The organism is Pseudomonas sp. yb_5 (genome assembly GCF_043103865.1).
In the GTDB taxonomy this organism is placed as follows: domain Bacteria; phylum Pseudomonadota; class Gammaproteobacteria; order Pseudomonadales; family Pseudomonadaceae; genus Aquipseudomonas; species Aquipseudomonas putida_Y.
The window spans coordinates 1-10,594 of the sequence record NZ_JBICKE010000067.1 but is presented as its reverse complement, the minus strand read 5'-3'; the positions used below and the strand labels follow the sequence as shown (position 1 = coordinate 10,594).

The window sequence follows — 10,594 nt, the reverse complement described above, 5'->3', positions numbered from 1 at the left end:
ACACAGGTCGGTGGCGGGGCACAGGCCGTCGTAGGAGCGGGTTCACCCGCGAAGAGGCCATCAAACCCCGTGCAAAAAAATCAAATTTTTTCTATTTACCCCTTGAAAGCATTTCCCTCGGCCATATCTTTTGAGTACGCGATGCCGAAGCCGGGTCGCGTAATGACCTACTTGCTGAATCTCAGGAGTTTATGACCATGACTACTGCTTTCTCTCTTGCTCCACTGTTCCGCCATTCCGTTGGTTTCGACCGTTTCAACGACCTGTTCGAATCCGCGGCACGTAACGAGGCCGGTAGCAGCTACCCGCCCTATAACGTGGAAAAGCATGGCGATGACCACTACCGCATCGTGGTTGCTGCAGCCGGTTTCCAGGAAGAGGACCTCGACCTGCAGGTCGAAAAAGGTGTCCTGACCGTGACCGGTGGCAAGCGCGACAATAGCGCCGCTGAAGTGACCTACCTGCACCAGGGTATCGCACAGCGCGCCTTCAAGCTGTCGTTCCGCCTGGCTGATCACATCGAAGTGAAGGCCGCCGGCCTGGCCAATGGCCTGCTCAGCATCGACCTGCTGCGCATCGTGCCAGAAGAAGCCAAGGCCAAGCGCATTCCGATCAATGGCGAAAAACCAGCGCTGAACTGATCGCACTGCAATGAAAAAGGGCACCTCCAGAGGTGCCCTTTTTCGTGCTTCTCGCGCCGTCCCGTAGGTGCGCGAGAGCCATGCCATCAGTAATCTGCCGGCGCCTCCAGCAACATCTGCCGAAATTCCGGCAACGGCAATGGCCGGCTGTGCAGATAACCCTGGTACAGATGGCACCCCAGTCGCTCGAGAAACGCCAGCTGTTCGGTCAGCTCTACCCCTTCGGCAATCACCGCCAGGTCCAGACTGCGCGCCATGGCGACAATGGCGCGGACAATCTCTGCGTCGTTGGGGTCGACAGGGGCGTCGCGTACGAAGCTCTGGTCGATTTTCAGCGCATCCACCGGCAGGCGCTTCAGGTAAGTCAGCGAGGAATAGCCGGTGCCGAAGTCATCCATGGCAAAACTCACGCCGTAACGCTTCAGCTCGCGCATCTTGCTGATGGTGTCTTCCAGGTTCTGGATGACGATGCCTTCGGTGATTTCCAGCGTCAGCATCTGCCGCGGCAGGCGATAATCGTCCAGGCTGCGCAGCACCCGCCCGACAAAGTCGTTCTGGCGGAATTGTCGCGGGCTTATGTTCACACACAGGCTGAAATCATCAGCGTCGATCAGCCCGTCGGTGAGCATGCGGGCGCAGGCGTCGCAGGCTTCGTCGAGAATCCAGCTGCCGACTTCAAGGATCAGGCCGCTTTCTTCCAGTACCTGGATGAACTGCGAGGGCGGTTGCTGACCCAGTTGCGGGTGGTGCCAGCGCAGCAGTACTTCGGCGCCGACGATGCGGTTGTCGCGGGCATCCACTTGCGGCTGGAAGTGCAGCGCCAGTTCGCCACGGGCCAAGGCCAGGCGCAGGTCGTTTTCCATGCGCAGGCGCTCGCTGGCGGCCTTCTGCATGGTGGTGTGGAACAGCTGGGTGGTGTTGCGACCGGAGTCCTTGGCCCGGTACAGGGCGATATCGGCACGCTTGAGCAGGTCGGCCGGTGTGGTGCCGTGGTCGGGGATCAGCGCCACGCCGATGCTGGGCGTTACCTGCAGGCGCTGGCCATCCAGTGACATGGGCTCGGCCAGCAGTTCGCGCAGGGTGTCGGCCAGCTCGCGCACTTTCTCTTCCACGTGTTCGCGGCTCCCTTCCAGGCCGCTGAGCAGTACCACGAACTCGTCGCCCCCCAGGCGCGCTACGGTGTCCTCCAGACGCACGCTGGCCTCCAGACGGGCGGTGATGATCTTCAGCACGGTGTCGCCCACCGGGTGGCCCAGCGAGTCGTTGATGTGCTTGAAGTGGTCAAGGTCGAGGAACAGCAGGGCGCCACGCAGGTTATGGCGCTTGAGCAGGGCGATCTGCTGGCTCAGGCGGTCCATCAGCAAGGCGCGGTTGGGCAGGTTGGTCAGCGGGTCGTGATAGGCCAGGTGGCGTATCTGCGCCTGAGCGTTCTTCAACTGGCTGACGTCGCGGGCAGTCAGCAGCAGGCAGTCCACTTCGTTGAGGGTGATCGGTTCCACCGAAACCTCCACCGTGAGGATATCGCCACGCTTGTTTCGCCCGAGCATCTCGCGGTGGTGTACCCGGCCGCGCTCGCGCAATTCGGCCAGCAGCGCGCTGCGCTGCTTGTCGTCGGCCCAGATGCCGATCTCATACACCGTGTGGCCGATCACGTCGGCAGTGCTGTAGCCGGTCAGGCGGCAGAAGCCGTCGTTGACTTCCAGGTAGCGGCCGCTGTGGCGTTCGGTAATGGTGATGGCGTCGGGGCTGGAGTGGAAGGCCTTGGCGAACTTCTCCTCGCTGGACTTCAGCGCTGCTTCGGCGCGTTGTTGCTGGGTGATGTCGCGCAGGGTGGTAACGCTGCACGGCTGGTCGTCGACGGTGATCAGGCGGCTGGAAATCACGCAGGTCAGTGGGGTGCCATTGCGGTGGTTGAGTATCACTGCGACGTTGCTCAACGCCTGTTCGCGGATCACCTGCTCGATACGTTGCGCGCGCTCAACGGACTCGGCCCACAGGCCGATCTCCTCTGCGGTACGCCCAAGCACCTGCTCGCTGCTCCAGCCGAAGGTCTGGGTGAACGCCGGATTGATCTCGATGAACTGGCCGGTATCCTGGCGAGTGACGCAGATCGGGTCGGGGCTGACCTGGAACAGGCTGGCAAACTTCTCTTCCGAGGCGCTCAGGCGCTGTTCGCGCTCCACCTGGTCGGTGATGTCGAGCAAGGTGCCAGCCATGCGCAGGGGGATGCCCTGGTCGTCGCGGTACAGCCGAGCGCGGCTTTCGATGTAGCGTGAAGCGCCGTTTTCCAACTGCACTCGGTAGGTGATCTGATAGTTACCGGCAGGCCCTTCGCGCAGGCTACGGTAGGCCTGTCGCATCGAGTTGCGTTCTTGCTCTGGCACACCCTCGAAGAATGCATCGAACGATTCATGAAAGGGGATAGGCGGCAAGCCATGCAGCTGCGCGGCGCGGGCCGAGCCGTAGAGCATGCCGCTTGGAATGTGCCAGTCCCAAGTGCCCAGTTGTGCCGAATCCAGGGCCAGGTCCAGGCGCTCCTGGCTGTCTTTCAGGGCCTGCTCGGCGCGCTTGCGTTCGGTGGTGTCGACGAATGTACTGATCAGGAAGGTCACGCCTTCCAGTTCGATGCCCTGGGTACACAGGATGCCATCATGCACCTTGCCACTGGATGCGCGGAATTGCACCTCCATCGTCAGCGGGCCGCCGTTGGCGCGGGTCGACTCGATTATCTGGTGGCGCTGTTCGGGGTTGACCCACAGGCCCAGTTCCAGGCTGGTCTTGCCGATCACCTGGCTGCCGGGCCAGCCGAACATGTCTTCGAAGTGCTGGTTGACCTCGAAGATCATGCCATCGTGGCGGCGGGTCAGCAAAATGGCGTTGGGGCTCAGGTGGAACAGCGTGGCGAAGCGCTTTTCCGAATTGATCAGCGCCGTTTCCCGCTCGCGCTGACGGGTGATCTCGCGGATCACACCGATCATCTGCGGTCGGCCGTGCGGGTCGTGGGTCAGGCTGCCGTTGATCTCCAGCCAGTGCAGGCTGCCGTCCGGCCAGCGGATACGGTGGCGCATGGCCTGTTCCACTGGCTCGCCGTTGACCACCGCCTGGAACACCTGGCGCGTACGGGCGCGGTCCTCCTCGGGCAGCAGGTCGAGGTAATCGATATCGGCGGGCAGTGGCCGCTGTGGATCGAAACCGAACAGGGCCTGGGTACCCCGCGACCAACTGACCCTGCCGCTTTCGATATCCCATAGCCAGGCACCCAGGTGCGCACCGTTGAGCGCTGCCAGCAGTTGCGGGGCGCTCTGCCAGGCCTGCTCGGACTCCTGGGGATCAGCTGCAGGTATTCGCGGCAGGCGCAAAAAGCGGTTTGCTGATTTGGGCATCGGTACCAGACCTGTGGCGTATGACGTGTCCTTGGAATCGGAATAGCTGGCTGACAACCGGTCAGGTGGGCCCTGAGTGGCTGTCGAGCAGGGCCATGAATGCCCTGGCCGCATTCGATAGCGTACGCTCCGTGTGCAGAATGTAGCCTAGCTGGCGCGAAAGCTGTATGCCGGGCAAAGCGATGGGTGCAACTTGTTCGTCGAGCATGGTGCGTGGCAGTACGCTCCAGGCCAGACCGATCGACACCATCATCTTGATGGTTTCCAGGTAGTTGGTGCTCATGGCGATGTTCGGCGTCAGGCCCTGGCTTTCGAACAGGCGCTGGACAATATGGTGGGTAAAGGTATTGCCACCGGGGAATACCGCCGGGTGGCGGGCGACGTCAGCCAGGCTGACCGCCTGGTTGCTGGCCAGCGGATGCTCGGGGGCGGCGACGAAGTCCAGGGCGTCGTCCCACACCGGCACAGCCTTGACCAAGTGGTGTGGCTCGGGCGCCAGGGTGATCACGGCGATTTCGGCTCGGCCATGCAAAATCTCGTCGTAGGCCTGTTCCGAATCCATGAACTGAATATCCAGCGCCACTGCCGGGTACTGGCGGGTGAAGACCCGTAACAACGGGGGCAGGCGGTGCAGGCCGATGTGATGGCTGGTGGCCAGGGTCAGGCGACCGCTCACGGCCCCGGTCAGATTGGTCAGCGCCCGTCGGGTATCATCAAGGACGTTGAGGATCTGGTAGGCCCGCGGCAGCAGGGCACGTCCGGCTTCGGTCAGGGTCACCTCGCGCCCCAGGCGGTCGAACAGGCGTACGTCCAGTTGCTGCTCCAGGCCGGCGATGCGTTTGCTGATGGCCGGTTGGGTCAGGAACAGGCGTTCGGCTGCGCCGGAAAAGCTGCCGGTTTCAGCAATGGCGATGAAGGCACTGAGGTTAGCCAGGTCCATGGTGTCGTATTCCTTTGGGTTATCCAAAGCATAAAAATTATGAATTTGAGTTATTCAATCTAACCCCCTAGCATCGTCCGTACAAGCCAAGGGGTCTTTGGCATAGAAAGACGCTGATGAGGAACAGTCTGATGGCTGGCAAAACGCTCTACGACAAACTCTGGGAAGCCCATGAGGTCAAGCGCCGTGATGACGGCTCGTCCTTGATCTACATCGACCGCCACATCATCCACGAAGTGACGTCGCCCCAGGCCTTCGAAGGCCTGCGCCTGGCCAACCGCAAACCGTGGCGTATCGACGCCAACATCGCCACGCCGGACCACAACGTGCCGACCACGCCAGAGCGCAAGGGCGGTATCGAGGCGATCGTCGACCAGGTGTCGCGCCTGCAGGTGCAGACCCTCGACGAGAACTGTGACGAATACGGCATCGTCGAATTCAAGATGAACGACGAGCGCCAGGGCATCGTCCACGTCATCAGCCCGGAGCAGGGCGCCACCTTGCCGGGCATGACCGTGGTCTGCGGTGACTCGCACACCTCCACCCACGGCGCCTTCGGTGCCCTGGCCCACGGCATCGGCACCTCCGAGGTCGAGCACGTGCTCGCCACCCAGTGTCTGGTCGCCAAGAAGATGAAGAACATGCTGGTGCGCGTGGAAGGCCAATTGCCGGCCGGCGTTACCGCCAAGGACATCGTGCTGGCCGTGATCGGCAAGATCGGCACCGCCGGTGGCAACGGTCACGCCATGGAGTTCGCTGGCAGTGCCATCCGCGAATTGTCGATGGAAGGCCGCATGACCATCTGCAACATGTCCATCGAAGCCGGTGCCCGCGTGGGCCTGGTGGCGACCGATGCCACCACCGTTGCCTACGTCGAAGGCCGTCCGTACGCGCCGAAGGGCGAGCAGTGGAAGCAAGCGGTCGAATCGTGGAAAGACCTGGTGTCGGATGACGACGCCGTATTCGACACCGTGGTGGAACTGGATGCCACCCAGATCAAGCCACAAGTCAGCTGGGGCACTTCGCCCGAAATGGTTCTGGCTGTCGACCAGCGTGTGCCAGACCCGGCTGCCGAAGCCGACCTGGTCAAGCGTGGTTCGATCGAGCGTGCCTTGAAGTACATGGGGCTGACCGCCAACCAGGCGATCACCGATATCAAGCTCGACCGTGTGTTCATCGGCTCGTGCACCAACTCGCGAATCGAGGACCTGCGCGCAGCGGCGGAAATCGCCAAGGGCCGCAAGGTGGCTGCCAGTGTCAAGCAAGCCATCGTCGTACCGGGCTCGGGGCTGGTCAAGGCTCAGGCCGAGCGTGAAGGCCTGGACAAGATCTTCCTCGAAGCCGGTTTCGAATGGCGTGAACCAGGCTGCTCGATGTGCCTGGCGATGAACCCGGACCGCCTGGAAAGCGGCGAGCACTGCGCGTCCACCTCCAACCGCAACTTCGAAGGCCGTCAGGGCGCCGGTGGTCGTACCCATCTGGTCAGTCCGGCCATGGCCGCCGCTGCTGCTGTAGCTGGCCACTTCATCGATGTCCGCGAGTTGATCCAAGGGAGCGCAGCATGAAAGCCTTTACCCAGCACACTGGCCTCGTCGCACCGTTGGACCGTGCCAACGTCGACACCGACCAGATCATCCCCAAGCAGTTCTTGAAGTCGATCAAGCGCACCGGCTTTGGCCCGAACCTGTTCGACGAGTGGCGTTACCTGGATGTGGGGCAGCCCTACCAGGACAATAGCAAGCGCCCGGTCAATGAGGAGTTCGTGCTCAACCACGCGCGCTACCAGGGTGCCAGCGTGTTACTGGCGCGGGAGAACTTTGGTTGCGGCTCCAGCCGTGAGCATGCCCCTTGGGCGCTGGACGAGTACGGCTTCCGCAGCATCATTGCGCCGAGCTTTGCCGACATTTTCTTCAATAACAGCTTCAAGAACGGCTTGCTGCCGATCATTCTGAGCGATGAGGAAGTCGACGAGCTGTTCAAACAGGTCGAAGCCAACCCGGGCTACCAGCTGACCATCGACCTGCAGGCGCAGGCGGTGACCCGCCCGGATGGCAAGGTGCTGCACTTCGAGATCGATGCGTTCCGCAAGCACTGCCTGCTCAACGGTCTGGACGATATCGGCCTGACCCTGCAGGACAGCGATGCGATCAAGGCCTTCGAAGCCAAGCACCGTGCCAGCCAGCCCTGGCTGTTCCGTGATGCCTGAAGTTCGTAGGTGAAAGTGCCGGCCTCTTCGCTCCTACAGAGGGCTACGCGGTCGTTGTAGGAGCGGGTTTACCCGCGAAGAGGCCGGCACAGGCAACAAAAATCTAAAGGAACGAGACATGACCAGCACCCAGCACACCGATGTGGTCCAACGCCAGTTCGGCGAACAGGCCAGCGCCTACCTCAGCAGCGCCGTGCACGCCCAAGGCAGTGAATTCGCCCTGCTGCAGGCCGAGCTGGCAGGGCAGGCCCATGCCCGCGTGCTGGACTTGGGCTGCGGTGCCGGTCATGTCAGCTTCCACGTCGCCCCCCTGGTTAACGAAGTGGTCGCCTACGACCTCTCTCAATCCATGCTCGACGTGGTCGCCAGCGCCGCCGCCGAACGCGGCCTGGGCAATATCATTACCGAACGCGGCGCTGCCGAACGCCTGCCGTTCGCCGATGCTTCGTTCGACTTCGTCTTCAGCCGTTATTCGGCCCACCACTGGAGCGACCTGGGCCTGGCCCTGCGCGAAGTGCGCCGGGTCCTCAAGCCGGGTGGTGTGGCGGCGTTCATCGACGTGATGTCGCCGGGCAGCCCGCTGCTCGACACTTACCTGCAAACGGTCGAAGTGCTGCGCGACACCAGCCATGTGCGCGACTATTCCGCCGCCGAGTGGCAGCGGCAGGTCAGCGAAGCCGGCCTGCACGTGCGCAGCCACACCCGCCAACCGCTGCGCCTGGAGTGGAGCACCTGGGTTGAGCGCATGCGCACACCCGAGCCGATGCGCGTGGCCATCCGCCAGTTGCAGCAAGCCATGGGCGAAGAAGTACGGCAGTATTACCAGATCGAGGCCGACGGCTCGTTCAGCACCGATGTGCTGGTGTTGTGGGCCGAGCGTTAAGCACTTTTCGGTGGGGCCCGCTTGGCCACACCGCGTGAATGGATAGAGGAAAGCATGAGCAAGCAGATTCTGATTCTCCCAGGTGACGGTATCGGCCCGGAAATCATGGCCGAAGCGGTCAAGGTACTGGAACTGGCCAACGACAAGTTCCAGCTCGGCTTCAGTCTGGCGCACGACGTGATTGGCGGTGCCGCCATCGACAAGCACGGTGTGCCGCTGGCCGACGAAACCCTGGAGCGTGCGCGCAAGGCCGATGCGGTGCTGCTGGGGGCTGTGGGCGGGCCGAAGTGGGACAAGATCGAGCGAGACATCCGCCCGGAACGAGGCCTGCTGAAGATCCGCTCGCAACTGGGCCTGTTCGCCAACCTGCGCCCGGCCATCCTTTACCCGCAACTGGCCGATGCCTCGTCGCTGAAGCCGGAAATCGTGTCGGGCCTGGACATTCTCATCGTCCGTGAGCTGACCGGCGGCATCTACTTCGGTGCCCCGCGCGGCCAGCGCGAGCTGGAAGGCGGCGAACGTCAGGCCTACGACACTCTGCCGTACAGCGAAAGCGAAGTGCGCCGTATTGCCCGTGTCGGCTTCGACATGGCCCGCGTGCGCGGCAAGAAACTGTGCTCGGTGGACAAGGCCAACGTTCTGGCCTCCAGCCAGCTGTGGCGTGAAGTGGTCGAGGACGTGGCCAAGGACTACCCGGACGTGGAACTGAGCCACATGTACGTCGACAACGCTGCCATGCAGCTGGTGCGTGCACCCAAGCAGTTCGACGTGATGGTGACTGATAACATGTTCGGTGACATTCTGTCGGATGAAGCTTCCATGTTGACCGGTTCCATCGGCATGCTGCCTTCGGCGTCCCTGGATGCCGACAACAAGGGCATGTACGAGCCGTGCCACGGCTCGGCACCGGACATCGCAGGCCTTGGCATCGCCAACCCACTGGCGACCATCCTGTCGGTGTCGATGATGTTGCGTTACAGCTTCAATCAGTCGGCTGCCGCCGAGGCGATCGAGAAGGCCGTGAGCCTGGTTCTGGACCAGGGTCTGCGCACCGGCGACATCTTCTCGGAAGGCTGCCGCAAAGTTGGTACGCAGGAAATGGGCGACGCAGTAGTCGCAGCGCTGCGGAATCTGTAATCTCTCTGGCCCGCCCCCCAAAATTCCCGGTGGCGGCCCACTTTTAGCAAAGGTGTAGTTGCGATGAAACGTGTAGGTCTGATCGGTTGGCGCGGTATGGTCGGTTCCGTGCTCATGCAGCGGATGCTGGAGGAGCAGGATTTCGACCTTATCGAGCCGGTGTTCTTCACTACCTCCAATGTTGGTGGCCAGGGTCCGAACGTGGGCAAGGATACAGCGCCCCTCAAGGACGCTTATTCGATTGAAGAACTCAAGACCCTCGACGTTATCCTGACCTGCCAGGGCGGCGACTACACCAACGAGGTCTTCCCCAAGCTGCGTGAAGCCGGCTGGCAGGGTTACTGGATCGACGCCGCTTCGTCCCTGCGTATGCAGGATGACGCGGTGATCATCCTTGATCCGGTCAACCGCAAGGTCATCGACCAGCAGCTGGACGCCGGTACCAAGAACTACATCGGTGGCAACTGCACCGTCAGCCTGATGCTGATGGGCCTGGGTGGCCTGTTCGAGGCCGGTCTGGTCGAGTGGATGAGCGCCATGACCTACCAGGCGGCTTCGGGTGCCGGCGCGCAGAACATGCGCGAGCTGATCAAGCAGATGGGTGCTACCCACGCCGCAGTGGCCGATGACCTGGCCAACCCGGCCAGCGCCATCCTCGATATCGACCGCAAGGTTGCCGAGACCATGCGCAGCGAAGCGTTCCCGACCGAGAACTTCGGTGTGCCGCTGGCGGGCAGCCTGATCCCGTGGATCGACAAGGAACTGCCGAACGGTCAGAGCCGCGAAGAGTGGAAGGCCCAGGCCGAAACCAACAAGATCCTTGGCCGCTTCAAGAGCCCGATCCCGGTAGACGGCATCTGCGTGCGCATCGGCGCCATGCGCTGCCACAGCCAGGCGCTGACCATCAAGCTGAACAAGGACGTGCCGATCGCCGACATCGAAGGCATGATCAGCCAGCACAACCCTTGGGTGAAGCTGGTGCCGAACCAGCGTGAAATCAGCATGCAGGAGCTGAGCCCGACCAAGGTCACCGGCACCCTGAACATCCCGGTTGGCCGCCTGCGCAAGCTGAACATGGGTTCGCAGTACCTGGGCGCGTTCACCGTGGGTGACCAGCTGCTGTGGGGCGCCGCCGAACCGCTGCGCCGCATGTTGCGGATTCTGCTGGAGCGTTGATCGTTCAGGCTTCACCTGAAAAATACCGCACTGGTGACAGTGCGGTATTTTTTTATGCCTGAAAGTATGCATTTGGGTCGCGGGCCTAATCGCCAGATAATTCATGCCGCTGTTTAATGGCGAAATGTCTGCTCTGACAGACCCCTTGCCCTTGCCCTTGCCCTTGCTCTCGCCGTTGCCGTTGCCGTTGCCGTTGCCGTTGCCGTTGCCGTTGCTTTTGCTTCTAAG

The 10,594-nt window shown here is 62.3% G+C and carries 9 protein-coding genes; 7 read left to right on the top strand and 2 right to left on the bottom strand.

What is annotated here, in order from left to right; all coding sequences use genetic code 11:
* A partial coding sequence (locus tag ACF8GF_RS10025) for a hypothetical protein (RefSeq protein ID WP_392519740.1) occupies positions 1-195 on the top strand: 195 nt, incomplete at its 5' end.
* 2 nt (positions 196-197) lie between these two features.
* Positions 198-641 (top strand): Hsp20 family protein, encoded by a 444-nt coding sequence (locus tag ACF8GF_RS10020; protein WP_019437397.1) that lies wholly within the window; start codon positions 198-200, stop codon positions 639-641.
* Between the two features lie 86 nt (positions 642-727).
* Here ACF8GF_RS10020 and ACF8GF_RS10015 read toward each other — a convergent pair whose 3' ends face one another.
* Together ACF8GF_RS10015 and ACF8GF_RS10010 are read right to left on the bottom strand one after the other, a co-directional pair.
* Positions 728-4,024, bottom strand: a complete 3,297-nt coding sequence (locus tag ACF8GF_RS10015) for a PAS domain S-box protein (RefSeq protein WP_392460945.1) — start codon at positions 4,022-4,024, stop codon at positions 728-730.
* Positions 4,025-4,085: 61 nt separating this feature from the next.
* The gene (locus ACF8GF_RS10010) at positions 4,086-4,964 is read right to left on the bottom strand and encodes a LysR family transcriptional regulator (RefSeq protein ID WP_176685815.1); all 879 of its coding nucleotides are present in this window, start codon (positions 4,962-4,964) and stop codon (positions 4,086-4,088) included.
* A gap of 131 nt (positions 4,965-5,095) precedes the next feature.
* On the opposite strand from ACF8GF_RS10010, the gene leuC reads away from it, so the two are divergent.
* The 5 genes from leuC (at position 5,096) to asd (ending at position 10,366) form a co-directional block, all read left to right on the top strand.
* Positions 5,096-6,529: a 3-isopropylmalate dehydratase large subunit gene (leuC, locus tag ACF8GF_RS10005; RefSeq protein ID WP_392460943.1), complete on the top strand. Its 1,434-nt coding sequence runs from the start codon at positions 5,096-5,098 to the stop codon at positions 6,527-6,529.
* A complete protein-coding gene (gene leuD / locus ACF8GF_RS10000) occupies positions 6,526-7,170 on the top strand; it encodes a 3-isopropylmalate dehydratase small subunit (RefSeq protein ID WP_003247192.1) in 645 nt (214 codons plus the stop codon). The genes leuC and leuD overlap by 4 nt, the downstream gene beginning before the upstream one ends.
* Before the next feature lie 118 nt (positions 7,171-7,288).
* A complete protein-coding gene (locus ACF8GF_RS09995; protein WP_339536160.1) occupies positions 7,289-8,053 on the top strand; it encodes a methyltransferase domain-containing protein in 765 nt (254 codons plus the stop codon).
* A gap of 54 nt (positions 8,054-8,107) precedes the next feature.
* Positions 8,108-9,190, top strand: a complete 1,083-nt coding sequence (gene leuB / locus ACF8GF_RS09990) for a 3-isopropylmalate dehydrogenase (protein WP_003247194.1) — start codon at positions 8,108-8,110, stop codon at positions 9,188-9,190.
* Between the two features lie 63 nt (positions 9,191-9,253).
* Complete coding sequence (gene asd / locus ACF8GF_RS09985) at positions 9,254-10,366, top strand: aspartate-semialdehyde dehydrogenase (protein ID WP_021784927.1); 1,113 nt, start codon at positions 9,254-9,256, stop codon at positions 10,364-10,366.
* The last annotated feature ends 228 nt before the right edge of the window (positions 10,367-10,594 follow it).

What these genes read in the sequence shown, in the direction of transcription:
- ACF8GF_RS10020 (WP_019437397.1), top strand. Translation starts at nt 198, where the DNA reads ATGACTACTGCTTTCTCTCTTGCTCCACTGTTCCGCCATTCCGTTGGT.
- ACF8GF_RS10015 (WP_392460945.1), bottom strand. Translation starts at nt 4,024, where the DNA reads ATGCCCAAATCAGCAAACCGCTTTTTGCGCCTGCCGCGAATACCTGCA.
- ACF8GF_RS10010 (WP_176685815.1), bottom strand. Translation starts at nt 4,964, where the DNA reads ATGGACCTGGCTAACCTCAGTGCCTTCATCGCCATTGCTGAAACCGGC.
- leuC (WP_392460943.1), top strand. Translation starts at nt 5,096, where the DNA reads ATGGCTGGCAAAACGCTCTACGACAAACTCTGGGAAGCCCATGAGGTC.
- leuD (WP_003247192.1), top strand. Translation starts at nt 6,526, where the DNA reads ATGAAAGCCTTTACCCAGCACACTGGCCTCGTCGCACCGTTGGACCGT.
- ACF8GF_RS09995 (WP_339536160.1), top strand. Translation starts at nt 7,289, where the DNA reads ATGACCAGCACCCAGCACACCGATGTGGTCCAACGCCAGTTCGGCGAA.
- leuB (WP_003247194.1), top strand. Translation starts at nt 8,108, where the DNA reads ATGAGCAAGCAGATTCTGATTCTCCCAGGTGACGGTATCGGCCCGGAA.
- asd (WP_021784927.1), top strand. Translation starts at nt 9,254, where the DNA reads ATGAAACGTGTAGGTCTGATCGGTTGGCGCGGTATGGTCGGTTCCGTG.